The organism is Herbihabitans rhizosphaerae (genome assembly GCF_004216555.1).
GTDB classification, from domain to species: domain Bacteria; phylum Actinomycetota; class Actinomycetes; order Mycobacteriales; family Pseudonocardiaceae; genus Herbihabitans; species Herbihabitans rhizosphaerae.
This window is the reverse complement of record NZ_SGWQ01000015.1, coordinates 1-24922: the sequence shown is the minus strand read 5'-3', so window position 1 is coordinate 24922 and position 24922 is coordinate 1. Positions and strand designations below refer to the sequence as shown.

The following is a 24922-nucleotide window of genomic DNA, read 5'->3' as shown; positions in this document are numbered from 1 at the left end:
GGGTAGGACTGCTGTTCCCAGGAACTTCCTTCCCTTACCCCGGCGCGCGGTGGTCTCAGGCTGGTGCTCGACACCGGATCACAAGCACAGGAGAACACCATGTCGCTCACCCTCGACACCTACCGGCTGCTGGGCCGCTCCGGGCTGCGGGTCTCACCACTGGCACTGGGCACGGCGACCTTCGGCACCGAGTGGGGCTGGGGCGCCGAGCAGGACGATGCGCGCAAGCTGTTCGACACCTACGTCGAGCGCGGCGGCAACTTCATCGACACCGCCAGCACCTACACCAACGGCAGCTCCGAGCGCATGCTGGGCGAATTCACCCGCGAGAACCGCGAGAGCCTGGTGCTGGCGACGAAGTACACGACGTCGCGCCGTCCCGGCGACCCGAACTCCGGGGGCGCTCACCGCAAGAGCCTGTTCGCGTCGGTGGAGACCAGCCTGCGGCAGCTCGGCACGGACTACCTCGATCTGCTCTTCCTGCACGTGTGGGACTTCACGACACCGGTTGAGGAGATCCTGCGCGGGATGGACGACCTGGTCCGCCACGGCAAGGTCCTGTACGTGGCGATGTCCAACGCTCCGGCCTGGGAGATCTCGCGCATGCAGGCGATCGCCGACCTGCGCGGCTGGTCGCCGCTGGTCGCGCTGCAGATCGAATACAGCCTCATCAACCGGGGTGGAGAACGTGACCTGATCCCGATGGCACGGGCGATGGGGCTGGGGGTGACCCCGTACTCACCGCTGGGCGGCGGCGTGCTTTCCGGCAAGTACGGCCGCGCCGACCTGACCGCGACGAGCGCCGACTCCGGTGACAGCAACCGCAAGAGCTTCAACGCCGGCTTGGGCATGGTCACCGAGCGCACCCTCGCCATCGCCGACATCGTGCGGGAGGTCGCCGCGGAGGTGGAACGCACACCGGCCCAGGTCGCACTGGCCTGGACCCTGCGGAACCCGGGCGTGACGGCACCCGTCATCGGCGCTCGCACCCCCGAGCAACTGATGGGGAATCTGGGCGCCCTGGAGGTCGACTTCACCGCCGATCAGCTGGCCCGCCTCGACAAGGTCAGCGCGATCGACCTTGGCTACCCGCACGACCTGCTCGCCAGTGACCACATCCGCACTGTGACCGCAGGCGACCTGAAGATCGAAACCCGCCGCTGACACCCGACCGAGCGCCGAGGACGGCACTACCGCCGCCCTCGGCGGGATCATCGGCACATCTCGCTGGTCAGTGGCTTGCCGGTCGCTGTGCGGCCGACTCACGCGAAGATCCGCCGTGCCGGCTACAGGCGCACCCGTGTGGCTGATGACGGATAGTGATCCGCGGACGAGCGAGCCCTGCGGCCGCTGGTCGCCGAACAGCCCGCGCTGCGTGCCCGTAGCGTCGTCAAGCAACGCGGCTACGTGGATCAGGTCACCGCCCGGCTGGCCGAACGGGGAGCCACGCCCGAGATCGCGGCACTGGCTGCCGAGATCGGCATGACCTGCTACTTCGCGGGCCGCACGGCCTCCAACAACGACCCGCGCCGCCTACTCGCCGCGATCGAGACGGCCGTCAACCGGCTCGGCTGAGGCCGGGAACGCGGTGCGTCAGCCGGCGGTGTCGGGTCGGTCGGTCAGGCCGAGGCGCAGGTGTTCGCTGTGGTAGATGGCCTCGTCGAGCAGTTGGGCGACGTGGTTGTCGTAGAGGTTGTAGACGATGTTGCGGCCGGTCCGGGTGCCGGTGACCAGGCCGAGGTTGCGCAGTAGCCGGAGTTGGTGGGAGACCGCGGACTGTTCCATCCCGACGGCGTCGGCCAGTTCCGTGACCGGGCGGGGGCCGTTGCGGAGTTCGGTGAGGATCAGCAGCCGGCTGGGAGTGGCCAGGGCTTGCAGGGTGGTCGCCACGTGGGTTGCGGCGTCGGCGTCCAGCCGTGCGGCGGGCCGGTCCCGGCCCTGCACCCCGTGTCCCATGGACCGCAGTTTAACCCTTGGGAACGCATGAAGACCTCTTCATTTATTCCTGTTATGGTCGGGCGAGTTCGGTACACGTTCTCCCGGAGGTGCCTGGTGAGTTCCACCGCGGACACGATCGCGGCGGCGCGGCCCGCTGCCCGTGTGGCGACGAGGGTGCCGGTGCGGCGCACTCGGCCGTTCGCGCTGCCCGAGGTGCGGTGGGCGGCCGCGGCGCTGGTGTTGTTCCTGGCCGGCCTGTCTGCCCAGCTTCTTGGTGGTCCGGCGTGGTTGTGGTGGGCGCTGTACCTGGCCTGTTACGCCACCGGCGGGTGGGAGCCGGGCATGGCCGGGTTGCGGGCGCTGCGGGAGAAGACCCTGGATGTGGATCTGCTGATGGTGGTCGCCGCGATCGGCGCGGCGGCGATCGGGCAGGTGATGGACGGCGGCCTGTTGATCGTCATCTTCGCCACCTCCGGTGCGTTGGAGGCGTTGGCCACCGCCCGGACCGAGGACTCGGTGCGCGGGCTGCTGGACCTGGCGCCGGACACCGCGACCCGGCTCGCTCCCGACGGCGACGAGGAGATCGTGAAGGTCACCGATCTGGAGGTCGGCGACCTGGTCGTGGTGCGTCCCGGCGAGCGGATCGCCGCCGACGCCGTGGTGCTGGCCGGGGCCAGCGAGGCGGATCAGGCGACCGTCACCGGAGAGCCGCTGCCGGTGGACAAGGCGGTCGGGGACGAGGTGTTCGCCGGCACGCTGAACGGCACCGGGTCACTGCGGGTTCGGGTGGACCGCCGCGCCGAGGACTCGGTGGTGGCCCGGATCGCCGGACTGGTCGAGCAGGCCATCCGGACCAAGGCCAAGACCCAGCTGTTCATCGAGAAAGTCGAGCAGCGCTACTCGATCGGCATGGTCGCGGCAACCGTCGCGGTGTTCGTGATCCCTCTGTTAATGGGCGACGAGTTGCCGGACGCGCTGCTGCGCGCGATGACCTTCATGATCGTCGCCTCGCCGTGCGCGGTGGTGCTGGCCACCATGCCGCCGCTGCTCGCGGCGATCGCCAATGCCGGACGGCACGGCGTGCTGGTCAAGTCCGCGGTGGTCATGGAGCGACTCGGCGCCACCACCCAGGTCGCCTTCGACAAGACCGGCACGCTGACCCGCGGTACACCCGCACTCGCCGAGATCGGCCTGCTGCCCGGCGCGCGCCGCGCCGCGATCTCCACCGAGGACGAGCTGTTGCGGCTGGCCGCGGCGGCCGAGCACCCCAGCGAACACCCGCTCGGCGCGGCGATCGTGCGTGCCGCCCACCGCCGGGGGCAGGACCTGCCTGCTGTCGACGAGTTCATCGCCCGGCCCGGGCGCGGCGTGTCGGCCACCGTCGAAGACCGGTTCATCGAGGTCGGCTCCCCGTCCGCGCTGCTGGCACCAGCGGACCTGGCCGCCGCGACCGCGGTGGAGGCCGCGCAGGGTCGGGGGCAAACCGCGGTCGTGGTGCGCTGCGAACGTCAACCGGTCGGCGTGTTGGCGATCACCGACGAGGTGCGGCCCGAAGCCGCGCCGGCCGTCGCCTCGGTCGCCCGATTGACCAGCGCCCCACCGGTGCTGCTCACCGGGGACAACCAGGCCACCGCCGACCGGCTCGCCGACCAGGTCGGCATCACCGACGTGCGGGCCGGACTGCTGCCCGACGACAAGCTCGGCGCCGTCCGCGACCTTCAGGCCGCCGGCGAGCGGGTGACCGTCGTGGGCGACGGCATCAACGACGCCCCGGCGCTGGCCGCCGCACACACCGGCATCGCGATGGGCGGCGCGGGCGCCGATCTGACCCTGCGGATCGCCGACGCGGTCGTGGTCCGCGACGACCTGACCACCATCCCCGCCGTCATCGCCCTGTCCCGCCGCGCCCGCCGCGTCGTGGTCGCGAACCTGGTCATCGCGTTCACCTTCATCGCCGTCCTGGCCACCTGGGACCTGCTCGGCACGCTGCCACTCCCGCTCGGCGTCGCCGGCCACGAAGGCTCCACCGTGCTGGTCGGACTCAACGGGCTGCGCCTGCTGCGCCGCTCGGCGTGGTGAGGATCATTCCGACGCGTCCGGCGGTGATCAGTGGATCGGCGGCACGCCCCACGCGGTGGCGACTCGCTCCGGAGTCAGCACCGTGTTGGGCGGGCCCTCGGCGAGCAGCGTGCCCGCGCTGAGCAACAGGCAGTGGTCGGCGCGGCCCGCCACGGTGAGGTCGTGGGTGACGCGGAGCACGGTCACACCGTCGCGGCCGGCGTCCTGGAGCGCTTCTTCGATCCGCGCCTGGGCGGGCAGGTCGAGTCCGACGGACGGTTCGTCGAGCAGCAGCAGGTCGGACTGTTGGGCCAGGCCCTGTGCGACCAGGGCGCGTTGGCGTTGTCCGCCGGAGAGGACGCCCAGCCGGCGGTCGGCGATCGAGGTGATGTCCAGCCGCGCCAGGCAATCGTCGACCACGGCCCGGTCGCGTCGGGTCAGCCTGCGCCACGGGCCCCGGTGCGCCCAACGTCCCATGGTCACCGCCGCGCGCACGGTGATGGGAACGGAGTCGGAAACCTCGCTGTGCTGGGTCACGTACGCGGGACGCCCGCAGCCCCCGGTCACTACGGAGCCGGAGCTGACGGGAAGCACCCCGGCGATCACGTTGAGCAGGGACGACTTCCCGGCCCCGTTCGCCCCGACGACCGTGGTGATGCGCGCGGCCGGCACCTCCGCGGTGACGCGGCGCAGCACCTCCCGCCGGCCGTAGCTCGCGCTGAGGTCACGCAGCACGATCGTTCCTTTGCCGGTCACGGACCACCACCTAGACGACGATGAAAATCGTTATCAGTATAGTGGTGGCGTGGACTGGTTGCTCATCCCTTTCGAGGTGTCGTTCGTGCGGCGGGCACTGGTTGCCGGCGTGCTGGTCGCGGCGGCGTGCGCGATCGTGGGCACCTGGGTCGTGCTGCGCGGCATGGCCTTCATCGGCGACGCGCTGTCGCACGGGATGCTGCCCGGGGTCGCGTTGGCCTCGCTGGCCGGGGTGAACCTGCTGTTCGGGGCCTTGCTCAGCGCCACGGTGATGGCGGTGGGCCTCACGGCGCTCGGGCGTTCGCGGCGGCTGTCGCAGGACACCGGCATCGGGCTGCTGTTCGTGGGCATGCTCGCCACCGGGGTGATCATCGTGTCGCACTCGCGGTCGTTCGCGGTCGACCTCACGGGTTTCCTGTTCGGCGACGTGCTCGCGGTCGGGGCCGGTGACCTCGTCGGTCTGGCGGTCGCGTTGGCGCTCGTGGCGGTGGTGTCGGCGCTGGGGCACCGGTCTTTCGTCGCGCTCACCTTCGACGCGCGCAAGGCGCACACCCTGGGGTTGCGCCCCGGGCTGGCCAACGCGCTGCTGCTCGCGCTGGTGACGGTGACGATCGTGGCGTCGTTCCGCGTGGTCGGGACGCTGCTGGTGTTCGGCCTGCTCATCGCGCCCGCGGCGGCCGCGACGTTCTGGGCGCGGCGGATCTCCACGATCATGCTGGTCGCCGCACTGCTGGGCGGCCTGGCGACGGTGGCCGGGCTGCTCGTCTCCTGGCACGGCGGTACGGCCGCCGGCGCGAGCATCGTCGTGAGCGCGGTCCTGCTGTTCTTCCTGTCCGCTCTGCTGTCCGCCGTCGTGCCGTCCCGCGGCTGAGCGCGCGGGTTCGCTGTCCGACAACTGGGATCGAGTTCTTCGATGATGAAACGCCTCACCGGTCGCGGAGCCGGTCTGCTCGTTGTGGTTTCGCTGTTGCTGGCGGCCTGCGGTGGCGATGGGCCGCAGGCCGGCGCGCCCGCCGGGGGAGTGCCGCACGGTTACGTCGAGGGCGCCGAGGAGACCGCCGAGACGCAGTCCAGGCTGATCGTGGCCGATGCCGGCACCGGCTTGGTGCACGTGGTGGACCTGATCACCGAGCAGGTCGTTCCGGCTGGGCGGGTCGATGGTGTGCGGGGCATCACCGGGGACGGCCGGTTCGGGTACCTGACCGGCCGGGACGGGTCGGTTCGCGTGGTCGACAGTGGCTCCTGGATGGTCGACCACGGCGATCACGTGCACTACTACCGCGCTCCGGTCCGCGAGGTCGGCGTGGTACCGGGCATCGTGCCGAGTTCGGGGCCAGGCGCGGGGCCGGTGGCCGCCTACAGCGACCCCGCGGTCACGGCGGTGTCCTTCCCGAACGGCACGACCAGCCTGCTCGACCGGGCGAAGCTCGACAAGGGTTCGGTCGCCGAGCTGGCAACCATCGCCCGCACCGCGCACCTGAGCACCGCGGTGCCCTACCGCGAGCGTGTGCTGGCCTCGGTCGCCGATCCGGGGCAGCGGCACGCACGCGGGGTGCGGGTCCACGATCGGCAGGGCAACCCGGTCGCCGAGGTCGCGCAACCGTGCCCGGAACTCCAGGGCCAGGCGGTCACCCGGCGCGGTGTCGTCTTCGGCTGCGCGGACGGGGCGCTGCTCGTGACCGAGAAGGACGGCGCGTTCACCGGCGAGAAGATCCCGTACCCGCGCCAGGTCGACCCAGGGGAACGCGCCATCCGGTTCACCCACCGGCCGGGCAGCAGCACGCTCACCGCGCCGGCGGGCGACAGCGGCGCATGGCTGCTGGACACCGCCCGGCGGACGTGGCGTCGGATAGAGACCGGTCCACTCGCCGCCGTGAACGCCGTCGGCGAGGGGGCGCCGCTGCTGGCGCTGACCCGGGACGGGATCTTGCGCGCCTACGACACCACCACTGGCGCGGAGCGGGCACGAACCCAGTTGATGGCGCCAGAGGCGACGACGCTGGCCGCCGCGCCGAGCATCCAGATCGACAACACCCGCGCCTACGTCAACAACCCGAGCTCCGGACAGGTATACGAGATCGACTACAACGACGGCCTTCGCCGGGCCAGGACGCTGACCGTCGGCGGCAAGGCCAGCCACATCGTGGAGACCGGCCGATGAGCCGCACAGCCACGCGGCTCGCCACAGGCCTCATCGCCGTGCTGCTGCTCGTCGCGGGCTGCTCCGGCACCACCGAAGGGCGGCCCTCGGTGGTGGTGACCACGAACATTCTCGGCGACATCACCCGCACCGTCGTCGGTGATCAGGCTGACGTGACGGTGCTGATGAAACCGAACGCCGACCCGCACTCCTTCGGGATCTCAGCCCAGCAGGCCGCCCAGCTGGAGCGCGCGGGCCTGGTCGTCTACAACGGACTCGGCCTCGAGGAAGGCGTGCTTCGCACCGTGGCCTCGGCAGCCGGCAGCGGAGTGCCAACCGTGCCGGTTGGGGAGCGGACCAACCCGATCAGCTACACCGGTGGCGAGAACGCCGGGCAGCCCGATCCGCATTTCTGGACCGACCCCGGCCGGATGCGCGAGGCGGTCACGGTGATCGCCGACCAGGTCATCGCGCACGTGCGCGGAGTGGACGAGGCCGTGGTGCGGGCCAACGCCGCACGCCTCCGCGACGAGATCGCCGCGCTCGAGTCCACGATGACCCGCCGGTTCGCCGAAATCCCACCGGCGCGCCGGAAACTCGTGACCAACCACCACGTTTTCGGCTACCTGGCGCAGCGGTTCGGCTTCGAGATCATCGGCGCCGTCATCCCGGGCGGCACCACCCTCGCCTCACCCAGCGCCGCCGACCTGCGGGCACTGTCCGACGCGGTACGCGCCGCGGGAGTACCGGCGATCTTCGCCGACTCCTCCCAATCCGATCGGCTCGCCCGCGTACTTGCCGAGCAGGCCGGGCTGCACGTGACCGTGCGGCCACTGTTCACCGAGTCGCTGACCGAACCAGGAAAGGGTGCCGCGACCTACCTGGAAATGATGCGCGCCAACACCGAGGCGATCGCGACCAGCCTGACCCGGCCCTGACCACCGGGAACGGCCGAGACCACACGAAAGACGAAAGGTGCAGCAAACATGGCAACATCGCTGTTCGCCCGGCGGTCGACCGCCCGGAGCGCCGCACTCACCGCGGCGGCCGCACTCGCGCTGTCGGCCTGCGGTTCCGAGCAACCTCCGCCGCCGCAGGGCAACGCCGCGGCACAGAACGAAGCCACGGTGACCGCGCCGGTCGCGGTCACCTACGACGGCGGGATCCACGTGCTCGACGGCAAGACTCTCACGATGGCCAAGGACATTCGGCTGGACGGCTTCAACCGCCTCAACCCGGCCGGGGACGACCGGCACCTGCTGGTCTCGACCTCCACCGGGTTCCGCGTGCTCGACGCCTCGCGCGCCGCGCTGACCGGCATCGAGGTCAAGGCCGCCAAACCGGGGCACGTCGTGCGACACGCGGGCAAGACCGTGCTCTTCGCCGACGGCACCGGCGAGATCACCGTGGCCGAGCCGGCGGCGCTGGGATCCGGCAAGCTGCCCGCGCTCCGGCACCGCACGCCGCAGGCACACCACGGCGTGGCGGTCGAGCTGGCCAACGGCGAACTGGTCACCACCATCGGCAACGAGGACTCGCGCCCCGGCATCGTGGTGCTGAACAGGGACGGCAAGGAGATCGCGCGCAACGAGCAGTGCCCCGGCGTGCACGGCGAGGCCACCGCACGCGGCGAGACCGTGGTGATCGGCTGCGAGACCGGGGCGCTGATCTACCGCAACGGCACCATCACCAAGGTCACCAGCCCCGACCCTTACGGGCGCATCGGCAACCAGGCCGGTTCCGAACATTCCCCGATCACCCTCGGCGACTACAAGATCGACAAGGAAGCCGAGTTGGAGCGCCCGACCCGGGTATCGCTGATCGACACCGACCGCGCGACACTGCGACACGTCGAACTCGGCACCAGCTACACCTTCCGCTCATTGGCCCGCGGGCCTCACGGGGAGGGCCTGGTGCTGGGCACCGACGGCCAGATCCACGTGATCGACCCTGTCGCCGGCACGGTCACACGCAGGATTCCCGTGATCGGTCCCTGGCAGGAGCCACTGGAGTGGCAGCAACCACGACCGGCGATCTTCGTCCGGGGCGCCACCGCCTACATCAGCGACCCGGGCAAGAAACAGATCCACGCCGTCGACCTCGCCTCGGGCGCCAGGACCGCGACCGGCACACTCCCCGGCGTGCCCAACGAAATCAGCGGCGTGCCCGCGTAACCGACCGCCGCCAGCCGCGGCATCGGCCATGCTCGCGGTCCCTCAGCCACCACGCGAGCACCCGGCGGGGTCGCACCAACCACCACCACCCGACTGCTGGACGTCACGGCTGGATGTCACGGCGGATCTGGGCGGCACCGGCGGCTCGACCGTGCCGCCAGTCACCTGTACGCCGCGAACGCAGGGCTTTCGGCAATGTGCTGATTCGCGGCGAACGAGGCCACCGGCGCGGCGGGGATGTCGAGGACCGCCTCGCCGCGGCATGGGCTTCCTTGCCTGTTCGACTCGAGAACCGCATCCGCGGACCGGGTGCACGAACGGGTGAACCCAGCGCGTCTCATGACCGAATCGCGACGTTTCTGGTTACCGATTCCGTCGCATTACTACACCTTGGTGTGACGTTTCGTCTAATGTTTCAACTGACAGTATCCCATCTGGATTAGCGGCCACGCCGCATAAGGAGCTACGTCCGATCGGCGCGTCTGCGACCTGCTAATCTCCCTTCGCTCCACTACGCGGAACCAAGTCGAGCACGGAGTTGGTTCGAATATCCTCTGGGAGATACTGTGAACAGTAGAAGGACGGCTGGCCTCATTTTCGTGGGCGCCACGGTAATCGCGGCCGGCGTTGTCGCGGCACCGTCTGTCGGGGCCTTTCCGAATGCGACACCGAGGTACGAGCCGTCACCCGTCGAGTGGACGCAGTGTACGAATCAAGACCTGATCGACGCCGGTGCTGAATGCGCGAAGGTGAAGGTTCCCCTCGACTACAGCAACCCCGGCGGCGAGAAAATCGACATCGCGATCTCCCGGGTCAAGCACACGTCGTCCAGTGACGCATATCAAGGTGTCGTGCTCGGCAATCCCGGCGGTCCTGGCGGTTCGGGCCTCGACATGTCTCTTATCGGCAGTCGGATCCCTTCCGGTGTCGGTGCGTACTACGACTGGATCGGGTTCGATCCCAGGGGGGTCGGCGACAGTGGGCCGACTCTGTCCTGTGGCCCGGACCAGGGGATCAAGTACGACCAGCCGGACCTGGTGCCGCGAAGCGACATCACGGAACAGGCGCTCAAGGACAAGGCGAGCGGGCACGCCGACGCGTGTGGAAAGAACAGCGGCGAACTGCTGAAACACATCAAGACTACCGACGCCGCCGAGGACATGGAATCTATCCGCCTCGCCCTCGGCGTCGAGCAGATCAACTATTTCGGATACTCCTACGGAACGTATCTCGGCCCGGTGTACAGCACGATGTTTCCGGGCAAGGTCAAAAGGATGATCCTGGACGGCAACGTCGATCCACAGACGGCGTGGTATAGGTCCAACCACGATCAGGCGAAGGCTGCAGGCCGCACGCTCGGCAAGTTCTTCGAATGGATTGCAAAATATGACAGAGTCTATCACCTTGGTGCCACCGGGACGGAGGTTGAGACCCGCTGGTTCGGCGAGCGGGACCGGCTTGACCGGGCAGCGGCAGGCGGAAGGATCGGCTCCGTTGAATGGACGGAGCTGTTCTATTCAGCGGTACCGGGCCAAGGCGAGTGGGACCGTATCGCGACGGCCTTTTCAGGCTGGGTGAACAATGGCCAATGGGAGGCGCTGCAAAAGCTTTACGACGAAACGCAGGCGCCGAAAACGAGCGGCGATGTTGTGCTTGAGGCAGTGCTCTGCACGGACGCGCCGTACCCGGACGACTGGGCACAGTGGTCGGCCGACGCCTGGAAAGGTCACGCCCAGGAGCCCTTCTACGCCTGGCCCAGCACCTGGGGCGCCCTGCCGTGCAACTACTGGACCGCTGGAGCGCTCGAGAAACCAGTCCAGGTCGACGGCGAGAACGCGCCGCCCACGTTGCTGATCCACGAGCAGTTCGACGGAGCGACTCCGTATGAGGACGGACTCGCCCTGCGCAAGCTGCTGACCAAGTCCAGCCTCATCGGACTGCCCGGCGGCACGACCCACTCCAACTCGTTGTCCGGCAACACCTGCGTCGACAACGCGATCGCCAGCTTCTTCGCCGACATCACCACTCTTCCCACGCGGAAGCCCGGCGATCAGGCGGACATGGAGTGCGAACCCGCTTCCCAGCCAGTTCCCAAAGCCCTCGGCGGACCGAGGAGCGGGCTCAAGATGAGCCAACGCCCAGCCGGTCTGGAAAACACCCTCAAAGCCCCGTTCCGGACGCGCTGAACCACCAGCGGCGTCTCGGCCCGCCATCTTCGGCGGGCCGAGACGCCGTTTGCTGTGGCCCCGCCTCGGCACGGCGGTGCCCACCACGTCGGCTGCCTGATCGTGAATGCACGTTGGCCCAGCGTGCGCGTACCAGTGCTCGCCGTGAAAGGTCGGAGTCGTGGTCGCGCCGGGTTGGCTGATCAACAGCGAGAACGTCGGACAACCGGTGATTTCCGCGCGCACCGCGGGCACTCAGGTGCGCAACATTCTCGTCGAGCTCGATTTCGCCAACCGCGCCCAGGTCGCCGGGTGGCTGACGCAGGCGCATACCGCTACTACACCTGCTTCACCAAGCAGCGGTACGGCTCCCCTGCACTGCCCCGCCGACCGGCTGCCCGCCGACCAACTCGAACAAGCCGTGCTCACCTCGCTGATCGACACCCTCGCGCGCAGCGATCTCATCGAACAGGGACTGGCCAGCACCGCCAGCGAAGTCGACGACCAGTGCACCACCTAGGCCGACGAACTCGCTGCTGTGGAGCGCGACATCGCGAGGAGCGAGGAAGCTGTCGATCGCTACCTCAGTGCGTTCGAAAGCGGCACCATGGACGAGGACGTGTGCTCACCCCGCGTGCGGAAACCCGAACTCCCCGATACCGGCGTCCTGGACACACTGCGGGCCGACATCCAAGCCGCAACTGACGCCGGCAGCCCTGAGACGCTCCGTGCGATCATGCGAACCTTTGTCCACCGCGTCGACATCATCGGCCGCGACCAGGCCAAACCCATCTTCGTCATCCCCGGCGGTGGGATTCCTCCACAGCGCGCCGCCGCCACCGCGGAAACGGTGGTGGCGGACCGTAAGGTTCGCGCATTGGCTGGACCGGTGCCCTGGGCAGGACTCGAACCTGCGGCCAAGAGCTTAGAAGGCTCCTGCTCTATCCGCTGAGCTACCAGGGCGTGGGCGGCGCTGCGAGGCAGATTAACCGTCCCGCCCGGTGTGATCGTTCCGAACGGCTCTGTCGTTTCTCTTCGCCAGCCGGACGAGTGACCCAATCGACGACTTCGCAGGTCAACCATGATGCGCACCCACCACCAGGGTACCGCCGGGGTCACCGGGACCGGGCGCATAGGCTCGCCGGGTGACCGTGAACGACAGCGCGACGGCGACCGAGCCGGCCAGGCGCAGGCGCCGGTCGGGGCTCGCGCCGCTGTTGATCGTCGGCGCGCTACTCGCCGCGATGGTGGCGGTGGCCCTCACCGCGCTCTCGGCGGAGGACCGGTACGCCGTCGCCCTGCTGCCCGACCCGGGCGCGCTCACCGGCTACGGGATCGCCGCCGTCCGGGTGATCACCGACATCGGCGCCGTGCTGTGCATCGGCTCGCTGCTGTTCGCCGCCTTCCTGGTGCCACCCAAGACCTCCGGCGTGCTCACCATCGACGGGTACGCGGCCGTGCGCACCGCCATGTGGTCGGCCGTCGTCTGGTTCGCCGGCGCGCTGGCGTCCATCCCGTTCACGATCGCCGACGCGCTGGGCCGGCCGGTGGAGGACCTCGACCCGTCTCTGGTCGTCGAGTTCACCGGCGCGCTCGAGCAGGCCAAGGCGTGGCTGATCACCGCCGGCATCGCCCTGGTGATCGCCGTGGCGGCGCGCTTCGTCGTGTCCTGGGGCTGGACGACGACCTTGTTCCTGCTCGCCGTCGTCGGCCTGCTCCCGGTCGCCGTCACCGGGCACTCGTCCAGCGGCGGCCAGCACGACCTGGCCACCAACAGCCTGCTGTACCACCTGGTCGCCGCCGCGCTCTGGGGCGGCGGGCTGGTCGCGCTGCTGGCCCACGGCCGCCGCCGGGGCGATCACGTCGACCTCGCCGCGCGCCGGTTCTCCATGCTCGCGCTGGCCTGCTGGCTCACGCTGGCCGTCTCCGGCGTGATCAACGCGCTGGTGCGGGTGCGGCTGGACGACCTGTTCGACACGCCGTACGGGCTGCTGGTGCTCGGCAAGATCGCCGCGTTGGCCGTGCTCGGCGCGATCGGCGCGTACCACCGCGAGCGCAGTCTCCGCGAGATCACCACCAGCGGCTCGGCGTCCGCGTTGGTGCGCATGGCCGCGGTCGAGGTGCTGATCATGCTCGGCACGATCGGCCTGGCCGTCGCCCTGTCGCGCACCCCGCCGCCGCAGGAGGTCGCCGCCCAGCTGTCCAACGTGGAGCTGTTGATCGGGTACACGCTCGACGGCCCGCCGACGTTCCTGCGGCTGCTGTTCGACTGGCGCTTCGACCTGGTCTACGGCACGGCGGCGATCGTGGCGGGCGTCGCGTACCTGCTCGGCGTGCGGCGGCTGCGCAAGCGCGGGGACGCGTGGCCGGTCGGCCGCACGATCGCCTGGACGCTCGGCTGCCTCACGATCCTGATCGCCACCTCGTCCGGCATCGGCCGGTACGCGCCGGCGATGTTCAGCGTGCACATGACCAGCCACATGCTGCTGTCCATGCTCGCGCCGGTGCTGCTGGTGCTCGGCGGGCCGGTGACACTGGCGCTGCGGGCGCTGCCGGCGGCGGGCAAGGACGCGCCGCCCGGCCCGCGCGAGTGGTTGCTCGCGGCGGTGCACTCGCCGGTGTCCCGCGCGCTCACTCACCCGATCGTGGCGCTGGCGCTGTTCGTCGGCTCGTTCTTCGCGCTGTACTTCTCCGGCCTGTTCGACTCCGCGCTGAACTATCACTGGGCGCACCTGGCCATGAACGCGCACTTCCTGCTCGCCGGGTACGTCTTCTACTGGCCGGTGATCGGCGTGGACCCGGCGCCGCGCCGGCTGCCGCACCTCGCGCGGCTGGGCCTGGTGTTCGCCTCGATGCCGTTCCACGCGTTCTTCGGCGTGATCCTGATGAGCAAGCAGACCGTGATCGGCGAGCTGTTCTACCGGGGCCTGACCCTGCCGTGGGTGCCCGATCTGCTGGCCGACCAGCGGCTCGGCGGCGGCATCGCGTGGGCGTCCGGCGAGATCCCGCTGCTGGTCGTGGTGATCACGCTGCTGGCGCAGTGGATCAGGGCCGACGAGCGGGACGCGCGCCGGCTGGACCGCCGCGAGGAGGTCACCGGGGACGCCGACCTGGAGGCCTACAACGAGATGCTGCGCAAGCTGGCCGGGCCGAAGAAGTAGGTCAGGCGGCGAGTCCGGAGGCGTCGGCCAGGTCCTCGAACACCGCGCGGTTGAGGCGGAACGCCTCGTTGGCCTCCGCGACGACGTCGTCGTGGTCCTCGGCCGTCCAGGGTGCCTGGTCGAGCAGCTCGCGGTAGGCGTCCTTGAACCGCTTGGGCTTCGGCACCTCGTCGAACACGTAGAACCGCACGCCGTCGGTGGTCAGGCCGTAGATCGAGGTGAGCCGGCGGCGGATGATCTGGCCGCCGGACAGGTCGCCGAGGTAGCGGGTGTAGTGGTGGGCGACGAACGCGGTGGGGGAGTCGAAGCACACCGCGCGCAGCCGGTCGACGTAGCGCCGGGTGGCCGGCAGCGGCACCACCGCGTCGCGCCACGCCTCGCCGTGCAGCCAGCGCAGGTCGGCTTCGAGCGCGGCGCCGCGGTGCAGGCCGTCGAACACGAACGCGCCGGTGACCGGGTCGGATCGCCACGCCTCCGCCGCCTCCTCGAGCACCTGGTAGAACAGCCAGCTCTGGCCGAGCAGGCGCGCGTAGCAGCCGCGATCGAGCTGTCCGTCGAGCAGTGACATCACGAACGGGGATTGCTCGGTCCGCTCGTGCTCCGCGCGGGTTTCCGCGCGCAGTCGTTCCGCCAGTCCCGCCATGTATCCACCATCCAAGTTAGGCTGCCCTTACTTGGCGCCGCATTCGAGGATAGTCCGGTCGCGGCGGTCGATCCAGTCCAGAAAGATCCGCTCGGTGACCGAACGACCACTGTGGACTGTCCACAGAGGACTAATCTTGCCGCTTCCGACACTCCGAAGATCACCGATTCGCGTGATTGGCTGTCGGGGCGCGCCACTGATTGTTAACCTGCCGCTGTGAACGAATCGCCCGCATTCGAGGCACTGCCCCGGGGCCGGCACCGGCTGACCCGCGAGCAAGTGGTGGAGTCGCAGCGCAGCCGGCTGCTGGTGGCGATGGCCGACGCGGTCGCGGAGAAGGGGTACGTCCACACCTCCGTCGCCGACGTGCTGAAGCGGGCGCGCGTGTCGCGGGAGACCTTCTACCAGAACTTCGCCGACAAGGAAGCGTGTTTCCTCGCGTCGCTCGACCACTCGGCGACCATCCTGGTCGGGATCATGGGCGGCGAGCTGGTGGACAACTCGGGTCCGCCCAAGGAGCGCCTCGACCGCGCGCTGCGCGCCTATCTGGCGACGCTGGCCGCCGAGCCGGCGGTGGCGCGCGCGTTCTTCATCGACTCGTTCGCCGCCGGGCGCGCCTCGCAGCTTCGGCGGTTCGACATCCAGGAGAAGTTCGTCCAGGCGATGATCGCGAACTTCGCCACCGAGCCCTCCTGGCAGACGCTGCCCGACCCGGCGTTCGCCTGCCGGGTGCTGGTCGGCGCGATCAGCTCGCTGGTGGTGAGCACGGTCGCCACCGGCAAGCCCGAGGAGCTGCCTGAGCTGCGCAAGCCGATCATGGACCTGCTGGAGCACTTCGGGCTGTAGCCGGTGGCGCCGTGTTCGGTTCAGCCTTCGAGTCAGGCGCTGTACCCCTTCGGCGGGATCAGCGACGCGAGCTGGTCGAAGGTGAGCCAGTAGATCTGATTTCCGGAGAACGACGCCGGGTCGGCGATCTGCACGGTCCGGTTCACGTCGTCATAGCCGATAATCGTGAAGTAGTGGTAGATCGTCTGGTCCGGCGGGTATCCGGGCGGCTGGTTTCCCGGCGGTGCGACGATGTTCGCCACGATCGGATAGTTGTTGTTGATGTCGAGCACGATGTCGTTCCACAGCAGCTCCTTCTGCTGCTGTGACGGCGGATCGTTCGGCATTTCCTTGGTCTCGTAGTAGCCGTTGCCGAGGTTCTGGTTCAGCACGCCGGTGACCTGGCCGATCCAGTCGGTGCCGTTCTGCGTGGTGCCGAGCTGCTCGGCGAGCGTGGCCTGGCTGGGTGGCCCCACCCGCGCGGACAGCGCGATTCGGGTGGCGGCCGGGCCGCACCAGTATCCGGTTTCCTGGACCTGGTAGTCGACCTTCAGCGTGACGGTGCCCCTGGGCTGCACGGGGGCGGCGGACGCCACCTGCGTCAGGGCCGGCGCGGCGTTGGCCACCAGCGGGGTGGTCAGCACGCCGAGCGAGGCCAGCGCGAGTGACGCGACGAGTAACCTCCTGCGCATCTTCTTCCCTTCGTCGGTGAGTTTCCGACCCTTCGCGGGTCTGGTGATCGTCCACCCATCTTGGTGGGGGCGCGCCGGCGAAGGGAAGAGCTTGGCGTGAATTCGCCGTGAAATACGTAGTGCCGCAATTCGAAGTAGGCATCGTCAATCACGCGGCCGGCTAGCCGCGGCTATTCTCTTGTGGCTCCTTTCTAGCGTCGCCGGCGTTCTCGTCGTGCTTCTTTGCTGGAGAGATCAGGCGAAATGCGCAGGGTCGATATGACCGTGGCCAGCATGTCGTAGTGCGCCACGAGCAGGCACAACTCGACGCATTCCCGCTCGTCGAGGTGCTCGCGCAGCTCGTCCCAGGACCGGTCGTCGACGTCGTGCCGCTCGATCATGCTCTCGGCGGCGCGCAGCACCGCGCGGTCACGGGCGGGCCAGCCCTCGGCCTCGGATCCGTCGACCAGCCGCGCGAGATCGGCGTCGGTGACGCCGGCACGCTCGCCGAGCCGCCGGTGGTGTGCCAGCTCGTAGGAGCAGCCGCGCAGCAGCGCCACCCGCAGGATCACCAGTTCGGTCTCGCGCCGGGGGAGCGTGCCGCCGGGCATCAGCCGCCGGGCGAAGGACAGCCAGCCGCGAAACAGCGGCCGGTGTCTGGCCAGGACGCTGAACAGCTTCGGCGGTTCGGTTCGGGCCACCAGTCCGAGCACTCTGATCAGCAGCCACGCGCCGATGCCGATGTCGCGGCGCGTGCCGGGTGGGATTCTCGGCTGGTTCACGGTGTTGCATCCGTGGGCTGCTCGTGGTCGCCGCGCTCCGGCTGCGGCGTGGTCAGCGGGGCCTTCTCGTCGGCCGCCACTCGCAGCGCCTCCGGCACGGAGGCCAGCCGGCGGTCCATGGCGACGATCCGCTGCAGCGCCATCCGCACGTGCAGCGCCGGGCCGACCCAGCGTGGCGCCACGATTCGCCGGGACCGGCGCGCGATCCCGCGTTCGAGCGCGTCGATCGCGCTGTCCAGCGGCAGCACCGAGCTGATCGACAGCGACTTGCCCTTGGTGAGCGCCTTCGCCGCCGCGGTGCCGAACCCGCGCGAGGTCATGTCGGTGTCGATCTCGGTGAAGTAGCCGACGCCGACCTGCGCGCCGGTGTGTCGCAGCTCTTCGCGCAGCGTGTCGCCGAGCGCCTCGACCGCGGCCTTGGACGCGCTGTACGCGCCGAGCAGCGGCAGGTGCACCGCGGCCGCCATGGACGCGATCGGTAGCGCGTATCCGAGCGGGTGGCTCACGTGCGGGCCGGCGGCGCGCAGCGTGTAGTAGGTGCCGAGCACGTTCACCCGCAGCGTCTGCTCCAGTACTTCGGGGTCGCCGTGCACGAGCGGGAACTGTGCCGCGATCCCGGCGTTGGCGACCACCACGTCCAGCCCGCCGAGCTCGCCGACCAGCTCGTTCACCGCGGCGTCCACGGCCACCCGGTCGCCGACGTCGCAGTACCGCCATGGCGCGTCGCCGCAGTCCCACGCCACGTCGGCGAGCAGCTTGGGCTCGAGGCCGGCGATGGCGACCCGGGCGCCGCGTTCGTGCATCCGCCGCGCCAGTGCCGCGCCGATTCCCCGGGCGCCGCCCGTGATCAAGACGCGTCGTCCGGCGAGCGTCGGTCCGTGAAAGCTACTCATGAGTACACAGTAGCATCGGGGAACGTCGCCGTTCGCAAAAGTAAGTTGATGAACGGACCTGTTCCTAAGAACGCCGATGTTCGCTAACCTCGCGCTCAACACGACGTGCTCGATCGCGAGCCAAGAGTGAGGGGAAGATGGCAAAGAAGACGAAATGGATCGTGGGGGCGACGCTCGCCACCGCGCTGGTGGCGGCCGCACTGGTCGCGCCGTCCGCCCTGGCCAAGGGTGCCGGGACGGTCGAGGACCACGCGCGGACCACCCAGGCGCTGGAACGGCTGACCGGCGAGCAGGGCCTGCTCGGTGCCGCCGTCGTCGCCGGTGACAAGGACAGCGCGTGGAACCTGAGCCGGGGGACCGGCCGGCTGGGCGTGAACCAACCCATCCAGCCGACCGATCGGGTGCGGATCGCGAGCAACACCAAGACCTTCGTCGCCGCGGTCGTGCTCCAACTCGTCAGTGAACGCACGGTCGAACTGGACGCGCCGATCGAGCGGTACCTGCCCGGACGCGTGCAGGGCAACGGCTACGACGGCAACCGCATCTCGGTGCGCCAACTGCTCCAGCACACCAGCGGCATCGCCGACTTCTTCGGCAACTACCAGGGCGGGCCGCTCAACCCGCTCAACATGCTGCGCCAGCACAAGCAGGAAGACCTCGTACGCGCGGCGCTGCGCACCAAGCCGAGGTTCGAGCCCGGCACGAGCTTCGAGTACGTCAACACCAACTACGTGCTCGCCGGCCTGCTGATCGAGAAGGTCACCGGCCGCGACGTCGGCGACGAGATCGACGCCCGGATCGTCCGGCCGCTGGGTCTGGACGAGACCACGCTCCCGAAGCCGGGGGACAGGGAGATCGCCGGAGCGCACGCGCGCGGCTACCTCGGCGGGCCGCTCGGCCCGGTCGCCGGCTACATCGACGTGACGCCGTTCGAGCCGAGCTACGGCCGCGCCGCCGGTGCGATGGTCTCCTCCCTCGACGACATGGCCACGTTCGCCCAGGCCCTCGCGGACGGGAAGGTGATCGGCAAGGCCGAACTCGCCGAGATGCGCAAGCCCGCTCCGAAGGACACGCCGTACGGGCTCGGCCTGTACGGGATGAACCTGTCCTGCGGCGGCCAGGCGTTCGGGCACAACGGCCTGATTCCGGGCTACCACACGCTGATGATGGCCACCGACGACGGCCGGCACGCCTCGGTCGTGATCAACGGCGGCTTCCCGCAGAACGACGCGATCATCAAGACGGCCAGCGAGGCGGTCGACGCCGCCTTGTGCGAGACACGCTGACCAGGACGGGGATTTCACCAATGAGGAACACGACCAAAATGATCGCCGCCGCGACGGCGCTCGCCACCGGCATCGGCGTCACCGCGGTGATCACCACGACGAACACCGCGTCCGCCGAGGGCGGCTGCCCCAACATCCAGCTGATCGGTGTGCCCGGCACGCACTACTACGTCACGTGGTCGGCGCCCGGGCAGCCGAACGGGCTGAACCCGTTGCAGCCCAACCCGTTCATCACCGACGTGTCCAACCTGCTCGGCCCGGAGCGGGCCAGGGGGACGATCGGTTACGAGCAGGTGGTGCAGCCCGCGGAGATCGGCGTGCTGATCTCGTACCGGGAGTCGGTCAAGATCGGTGCCGACATGGTGCGCTCGCGCATCGCCGACATCGCCAAGCGCTGCGGTGACACAAGGTTCGCGATCGCCGGCTACTCCCAGGGCGCCGGTGTCGCCGGTGACGTGCTGGCCGACATCGGTCAGGGCAGGGGCCCGATCCCCGCCGACAAGCTGAGCACCGGAATCCTGTTCTCCGACCCGCATCGCACCGCCGCCGACCAGCTCGTCGGCCCGCGGGTGAAGGGCGTCGGCGTGGACGGCGTGCGGCCCGGCGGGTTCGGCGCCGTGCACGGCAGGACGTTCACCTTCTGCGGTGCCGGCGACCTGCCGTGCGACAACGACCCGAACGCCACGGTCCTCGCCCCGCTCGCCAAGGAGTACTCCGGCACGGCGAACGTCACCTTCGTACAGAAGGTGCTGAAAGCGTTGCAGGACAACCAGTTCGACCTGACCAAGTGGTCGAACCACATCGGCGCGCCGGACCCGATCACCGCCGGGATACGGATCGCCGGCACGGCCGCCGCGGTCGAGGCGTACAACCGGGAGAACCGGCACGGCGTCTACGCCGACAAGGGGCGGCTGAACATCAACGGGCAGACCGCCGTCGAGTGGGCGGCCAACCGGATTCGTGACGATCTGGGCGGCGCCTCGGCCGGCGGTCCGCCGCTGAGCCAGGGCGACGGCACCTCCACCTCGCCGACGCAGGACCCGGGCGTCGCCGGGTTCACGTTGTTCCAGGCACTCGTCAAGGGCGTCACCGCCGGCAAGCCGTTGCGGGAGAACCTGGACGGCGTCGGTGTGCACGCGCCGCAAGAGAAGCTGACCACGCTCGTGGCCAACGCGCTGGTGAAGCGTGATCCACAACTGACGCAGGACGCGGTCGTCAAGGCGATGCACGCCGCGGCCGACTTCGGGGACATCGTGCTCGCCGTCGACCCGAACGAGCTGAACCGGTTCGCCGAGGGCGTGGCCAAGGTCTCGGCGGGCGGCGCCGCACTGGGTGCCGCGCCGACGCCGCAGGCGCTCCTGCAGACCGTGCAGGGCGCGGGCCTGCTCACCTCGTCCGGGCTCGCGATCCTGTCCGACGGGCTGCGGATGTACGAGGCGGGCGCGAACCTGCCGCAGATCGCCGACGTGCTCGACGTGCTCGACCCGAACACGCCCGACGGCGCGCTGATCTACTCGCAGCTCCCCGAGCAGGCGCGCACGCCGCAGATGCTGGCGGCCATGACCACGCTCGCCAACGTCGGCCGTGCGCTGAACAAGGTCGACAAGTACGAGATCATGGCGATCGGCAGGGAGTTCGGCGATCTCGCCGCCGCCGGCGACCCCATGGGCCTCGTGCGGGTGCCGCACCTGCTGATGCGCTCGGTCGTCATGGCCGGCGAGGTGCTGAACGCGTTGCGCGGCGCGAACTTGGGTGACCTGGGTGCCGTCGCGAAGGCGGTCGCGCCGGGTCGTTGATCAACCCGGGCCGGCGGTTGGGCCCTCGGATACGACCAGCCGCCGGCCCGGGATCCCACGTGAAGGGTGCGTGCCATGCGTCGACTGCTCCCCGTCCTGCTCGCCACGGTGTCGGCGGCCGCGCTCGCCGTCACGCCCGCCTCGGCCGCACCGCCGCCGCAGGACAACGTCTCGGCTGGCCCGTTCAGGAACGTGTACGACCCGTCGGTCGGCGAGGACGAGCCCTGGTACTACAACGACCACACGCTCGTGCGGGACGTGGTCACCGGGCTGTGGCACGTCTTCGCGATCACGCACGCCGAACCGGCGAACCCGTTGGACGAGAAGAACTTCGGGCACGCCACCGCGCCGTCGCCGCACGGCCCGTGGACCAAGCAGCCGTTCGCGCTGACCGCCGACCCGGCCGCGGGGGAGAGCCACATCTGGGCGCCGCACGTGATCCACTCCGACGGCGTCTATTACCTGTTCTACGCGGCCGGCACACCCGACCACGCCCGCTACCGGATGCACCTGGCGACCTCGACCGACCTCGTCACGTGGACCAGAAGCCCGGCCAACCCGCTGTTCGTGGACGGCTACGACGGGCGTGACCCGATGGTCCGGCGGATCGGTGACCAGTGGGTCGTGTACTACACCGCCACGAGCGAGCCGCTCGGCGGCAAGCACCAGGTGGCGTATCGCACCAGTCGTGATCTGCTGCGCTGGAGCGAGAAGAAGGTGGCATTCGAACACCCGACGGTCGGTACCTACGGCGGGCCGACCGAGTCGCCTTTCGTTGTGCGCCAAGGAGACTGGTGGTACCTGTTCGTCTGCTGCGAGGACGGATACACCGACACGCGGGTGTACCGCAGCCGCGATCCGCTGTCGTTCTCGATGGACGCCCCCGCCGGCCGGATCGACGCGCACGCCTCCGAAGTGATCACCGACCACGACGGATACGTCGGCATCACCGGCGCCGGCTGGGGCATGCGCGGCCTCTGGCTGGCGCCCCTCAAGTGGACGCCAGCCAGATAACTCTCACGGCTTGCGGACACCTCGGAAGGCGAAGACCGCGCCGACCGCGGCGATCACGCCGCTGGTGATCAGCGCGCCGAACACCGGCGACCAGGACGGGTCGCCGAGTGCGAGGCCTCGTGACGCGTCGATGGCGTAGGTGAGCGGGTTGATCTCCGCGATCACGCGCAGCCAGCCCGGCAGGCTGTCGGTGGTGACGAACGCGCTGGAGGCGAACATCAGCGGGAACATCGCCACCATGCCGATCATCTGCATGACCTCGAGGTTGCGCACCCAGGCGGCCAGCGCCAGGAACACCCACGCCAGGCCCCAGCCGATGACCAGTGCCAGCGCGAGCGCGGCGAGTACGCCGAGCACCCCGCCGGCCGGGCCGAATCCGAACAGCAGGGTCGCCGCGATCAGCAGGATGCTGAGCTGCAAACCGTTGCGCACCATGTCGAACAGGCTCCGCGCGGCCAGTACGGACATCATGTTGATCGGCAGCGTGCGGAACCGCGCCAGCGCGCCGTTCTTCAGGTCGTTGGCGAGACCGACGCCGGCCCACATCGCGGCCTGGCTGCCCGTGGTGACCAGGATCGCGGGCATCAGATAGTCGATGTAGTCCAGGTCCTTGGGGAAGTTGGGTGACTCCGCGACGCTGCGGAACACCTGGCTGAACAGCGTGAGCATGATCAGCGGCTGCAGGATGCTCATGATCAGCATCCGCGGGTCGCGCAGCGCGCGCAGCGACCGGCCGGTGAGCACGGTGATCTGCGTGACCATGCTCGTGCCGCCCCAGGCGTCGGCCGGCGCGTCCGTTCGGGTGGGTCTCTCCGTGGTGGTGGTCATCGTGTCCCCTCGATCAAGCTGCGGTCTTCGTGCGGGTGAGTGCCAGGTACACGTCGTCCAGCGTCGGCTCGTGCACGTTCAGCTCGGACACCTCGGCGTCCACGTCGTCCAGCGCGCGCACCACGACGGCGACGTCGCTCGCCGCGCCGACCGGGATGGTGAGCGCTCGCTGCGGCTTCTCGTTCATCGGGCGCAATCCCTTGCGGCGCAACGACTCCAGCGCGGCCGCCGGGTCGGACTCGCCGGTCAGCGTGACCGCGACGGTGCGCTGGCCGACGTCGGCCTTGAGCTCGGCGGCGGTACCCGCGGCGACCACCGAGCCGTTGGAGAGCACGGTGATCGAGTCGGCCAGCCGGTCGGCCTCCTCCATGTACTGCGTGGTCAGCAGCACGGTGGTGCCGTCGTCCACGAGCCGCTCGACGATCTCCCACAGGCTGACCCGGCTGGTCGGGTCCAGCCCGGTCGTGGGCTCGTCGAGGAACACCACCTCCGGGTGTCCGAGCAGGCTGGTGGCCAGGTCCAGGCGGCGCTTCATGCCGCCGGAGTAGGTCGACGCCTTGCGGTCGGCCGCGTCGGCGAGGTCGAACAGCTCCAGCAGGTCTGACGCGCGTTCCCGTGCCTGCCCCGGGCTCGCGCCGAGCAGCCGGGCGACCAGGATCAGGTTCTGCCGACCGGTGAGCAGCTCGTCAACGGAGGCGAACTGTCCGGTGACGCCGATGCTGGAGCGCACCTTGTCCGGCGCGGTCGTCAGGTCGTTGCCGGCCACCGAGGCGCGCCCGGACTCGGCCGGCAGCACCGTGGTGAGCACGTTGACCAGCGTCGTCTTGCCGGCGCCGTTGTGGCCGAGCAGCCCCATCACGGTGCCCTTCGGCACCCGGAGGCTGACGTCGTCCAGCGCGACCACGTCACCGAAGACCTTGCGGACGTGCTCCGCCTCGATCATGAGCTCGGTCATCTCTTCCCCCTCTTGCGTTTGGTCTCTTCCTTGACCACACCGTGTACGAACACGTCGATCAGGTCGTCGATGGTGACCTCGTCTCCCTCCTCGGCCGCGGCGTGCGGGTCGTCGCGACCGGTCATCTGCCTGGTGAACTGCGAGCTGAAGATCACGCCGAGGAACATCTGCGCCGCCCGGCGCGGCGGCAGCCGCAACGACGCGGCCTCCGGCTCGAACACCGCGGTCAGCGCGTCGATCGAGATCCGCAGCGACTCCTGGCGCGACCGGTGGAACTGGCCGCCGGAGCGATCGGGCTTGTAGCCGGTCGCCATCAGAGCGTGCATCAGCGCGCCGACCCGCCGCATGCCGGCGACCATCTCGTGGCCGACGCGCGAGAGCCGCTCGCTCAGCTCGAGATCGTCCGGGAGCGTCTCGAGGTAGCGCGGCGCCTCCTCGGGGCTCATCACCTTGAGCACGCAGGCCTGGATCAGCTCCTGCTTGTCGGCGAAGACGCGGAACACCGTGCCCTCGGCGATTCCGGCGGCCTTGGCGATCTGGCCGGTGGTGACCTTCATGCCGTGCTCGGCGAGCAGCGGCAGGGTCGCCTCGATGATCGCGGCACGCCGGTCCTCGGTGCTCATGGCCGGCGCACGGGTTCGTTGGGACATGGTGGCGAGTGTATGAGTGAGTCCTCACTCATGTCAATGAGTGAGGACTCACTCAGATTGGCGGGGGGGGGGGGGGGGGGTGGCACGAAGACCCCACAAACGGGCGCCCCGACCGGCGGGTAGGCCACATGCGCCCAGGTGTCCACAACTGCGGCCGCGGCCCCCGCCATCCCTCCTCCGCGCCGCC

General features: G+C 69.6%; 23 protein-coding genes and 1 tRNA gene. 14 read left to right on the top strand and 10 right to left on the bottom strand.

Annotated features, from left to right (window positions below; all coding sequences use genetic code 11):
• Positions 1-99: 99 nt before the first annotated feature.
• Positions 100-1164, top strand: a complete 1065-nt coding sequence (locus EV193_RS29875) for an aldo/keto reductase (protein WP_130348296.1) — start codon at positions 100-102, stop codon at positions 1162-1164.
• A 243-nt stretch (positions 1165-1407) separates the two neighbouring features.
• Positions 1408-1575 (top strand): hypothetical protein, encoded by a 168-nt coding sequence (locus EV193_RS33545; RefSeq protein WP_165401548.1) that lies wholly within the window; start codon positions 1408-1410, stop codon positions 1573-1575.
• Positions 1576-1593: 18 nt separating this feature from the next.
• On the opposite strand, the gene EV193_RS29870 is transcribed toward EV193_RS33545, so the two are convergent.
• The gene (locus tag EV193_RS29870; protein WP_130348295.1) at positions 1594-1956 is read right to left on the bottom strand and encodes an ArsR/SmtB family transcription factor; all 363 of its coding nucleotides are present in this window, start codon (positions 1954-1956) and stop codon (positions 1594-1596) included.
• A 144-nt stretch (positions 1957-2100) separates the two neighbouring features.
• Here EV193_RS29870 and EV193_RS29865 point away from each other — a divergent pair, with 144 nt between their 5' ends.
• Positions 2101-4017: a heavy metal translocating P-type ATPase gene (locus EV193_RS29865; RefSeq protein ID WP_242613777.1), complete on the top strand. Its 1917-nt coding sequence runs from the start codon at positions 2101-2103 to the stop codon at positions 4015-4017.
• 27 nt (positions 4018-4044) lie between these two features.
• On the opposite strand, the gene aztA is transcribed toward EV193_RS29865, so the two are convergent.
• Positions 4045-4752 (bottom strand): zinc ABC transporter ATP-binding protein AztA, encoded by a 708-nt coding sequence (aztA, locus tag EV193_RS29860; protein ID WP_242613770.1) that lies wholly within the window; start codon positions 4750-4752, stop codon positions 4045-4047.
• 49 nt (positions 4753-4801) lie between these two features.
• On the opposite strand from aztA, the gene aztB reads away from it, so the two are divergent.
• The 6 genes from aztB to EV193_RS29830 all read left to right on the top strand — a co-directional run bounded on the left by aztB (position 4802) and on the right by EV193_RS29830 (position 11751).
• Positions 4802-5623, top strand: coding sequence for a zinc ABC transporter permease AztB (gene aztB / locus EV193_RS29855; RefSeq protein ID WP_130348293.1), 822 nt, complete (start codon positions 4802-4804; stop codon positions 5621-5623).
• Between the two features lie 42 nt (positions 5624-5665).
• Positions 5666-6913, top strand: a complete 1248-nt coding sequence (locus EV193_RS29850) for a hypothetical protein (RefSeq protein WP_242613769.1) — start codon at positions 5666-5668, stop codon at positions 6911-6913.
• The gene (gene aztC, locus EV193_RS29845) at positions 6910-7830 is read left to right on the top strand and encodes a zinc ABC transporter substrate-binding protein AztC (protein ID WP_130348292.1); all 921 of its coding nucleotides are present in this window, start codon (positions 6910-6912) and stop codon (positions 7828-7830) included. The genes EV193_RS29850 and aztC overlap by 4 nt, the downstream gene beginning before the upstream one ends.
• Positions 7831-7878: 48 nt before the next feature.
• Positions 7879-9066 (top strand): zinc metallochaperone AztD, encoded by a 1188-nt coding sequence (gene aztD / locus EV193_RS29840; protein WP_130348291.1) that lies wholly within the window; start codon positions 7879-7881, stop codon positions 9064-9066.
• Positions 9067-9665: 599 nt separating this feature from the next.
• Complete coding sequence (locus tag EV193_RS29835) at positions 9666-11252, top strand: alpha/beta fold hydrolase (RefSeq protein WP_242613768.1); 1587 nt, start codon at positions 9666-9668, stop codon at positions 11250-11252.
• Positions 11253-11412: 160 nt separating this feature from the next.
• Positions 11413-11751 (top strand): hypothetical protein, encoded by a 339-nt coding sequence (locus tag EV193_RS29830; RefSeq protein ID WP_130348290.1) that lies wholly within the window; start codon positions 11413-11415, stop codon positions 11749-11751.
• 370 nt (positions 11752-12121) lie between these two features.
• Here EV193_RS29830 and EV193_RS29825 read toward each other — a convergent pair.
• Positions 12122-12194, bottom strand: a tRNA-Arg gene (locus tag EV193_RS29825).
• 281 nt (positions 12195-12475) lie between these two features.
• Here EV193_RS29825 and EV193_RS29820 point away from each other — a divergent pair.
• Entirely contained in the window at positions 12476-14392 is a 1917-nt protein-coding gene (locus EV193_RS29820; protein ID WP_130348403.1) for a bifunctional copper resistance protein CopD/cytochrome c oxidase assembly protein, read from the top strand.
• A gap of 1 nt (position 14393) precedes the next feature.
• On the opposite strand, the gene EV193_RS29815 is transcribed toward EV193_RS29820, so the two are convergent.
• Positions 14394-15035 carry a biliverdin-producing heme oxygenase gene (locus tag EV193_RS29815; RefSeq protein ID WP_130348289.1) on the bottom strand — a complete coding sequence of 214 codons (642 nt, stop codon included), beginning with the start codon at positions 15033-15035 and terminating at the stop codon, positions 14394-14396.
• A 216-nt stretch (positions 15036-15251) separates the two neighbouring features.
• Here EV193_RS29815 and EV193_RS29810 point away from each other — a divergent pair, with 216 nt between their 5' ends.
• Complete coding sequence (locus EV193_RS29810) at positions 15252-15881, top strand: TetR/AcrR family transcriptional regulator (protein WP_130348288.1); 630 nt, start codon at positions 15252-15254, stop codon at positions 15879-15881.
• A gap of 32 nt (positions 15882-15913) precedes the next feature.
• On the opposite strand, the gene EV193_RS29805 is transcribed toward EV193_RS29810, so the two are convergent.
• From EV193_RS29805 to EV193_RS29795, 3 genes are all read right to left on the bottom strand, one after another.
• On the bottom strand, positions 15914-16552 hold the full coding sequence (locus EV193_RS29805; RefSeq protein ID WP_130348287.1) for a C39 family peptidase: 639 nt from the start codon (positions 16550-16552) through the stop codon (positions 15914-15916).
• Between the two features lie 191 nt (positions 16553-16743).
• Positions 16744-17313 (bottom strand): carboxymuconolactone decarboxylase family protein, encoded by a 570-nt coding sequence (locus EV193_RS29800; RefSeq protein ID WP_130348286.1) that lies wholly within the window; start codon positions 17311-17313, stop codon positions 16744-16746.
• Entirely contained in the window at positions 17310-18206 is an 897-nt protein-coding gene (locus EV193_RS29795; RefSeq protein WP_130348285.1) for an SDR family NAD(P)-dependent oxidoreductase, read from the bottom strand. The genes EV193_RS29800 and EV193_RS29795 overlap by 4 nt, the downstream gene beginning before the upstream one ends.
• A gap of 137 nt (positions 18207-18343) precedes the next feature.
• Here EV193_RS29795 and EV193_RS29790 point away from each other — a divergent pair, with 137 nt between their 5' ends.
• The 3 genes from EV193_RS29790 (at position 18344) to EV193_RS29780 (ending at position 22302) form a co-directional block, all read left to right on the top strand.
• Positions 18344-19492: a serine hydrolase domain-containing protein gene (locus EV193_RS29790; protein WP_130348284.1), complete on the top strand. Its 1149-nt coding sequence runs from the start codon at positions 18344-18346 to the stop codon at positions 19490-19492.
• Between the two features lie 20 nt (positions 19493-19512).
• The gene (locus EV193_RS29785) at positions 19513-21288 is read left to right on the top strand and encodes a cutinase family protein (protein ID WP_130348283.1); all 1776 of its coding nucleotides are present in this window, start codon (positions 19513-19515) and stop codon (positions 21286-21288) included.
• A gap of 75 nt (positions 21289-21363) precedes the next feature.
• The gene (locus EV193_RS29780) at positions 21364-22302 is read left to right on the top strand and encodes a glycoside hydrolase family protein (protein ID WP_130348282.1); all 939 of its coding nucleotides are present in this window, start codon (positions 21364-21366) and stop codon (positions 22300-22302) included.
• A 3-nt stretch (positions 22303-22305) separates the two neighbouring features.
• Here the strand turns inward: EV193_RS29780 and EV193_RS29775 are convergent, their stop codons facing one another.
• Genes EV193_RS29775 through EV193_RS29765 form a run of 3 tightly spaced genes read right to left on the bottom strand, consistent with a single transcriptional unit; the run spans position 22306 to position 24735 of the window.
• A complete protein-coding gene (locus EV193_RS29775; protein ID WP_130348281.1) occupies positions 22306-23130 on the bottom strand; it encodes an ABC transporter permease in 825 nt (274 codons plus the stop codon).
• Positions 23131-23143: 13 nt separating this feature from the next.
• Complete coding sequence (locus EV193_RS29770; RefSeq protein WP_130348280.1) at positions 23144-24085, bottom strand: ATP-binding cassette domain-containing protein; 942 nt, start codon at positions 24083-24085, stop codon at positions 23144-23146.
• Entirely contained in the window at positions 24082-24735 is a 654-nt protein-coding gene (locus tag EV193_RS29765; protein WP_130348279.1) for a TetR/AcrR family transcriptional regulator, read from the bottom strand. Before EV193_RS29765 ends, EV193_RS29770 begins: the two co-directional genes overlap by 4 nt.
• Positions 24736-24922: the final 187 nt, after the last annotated feature.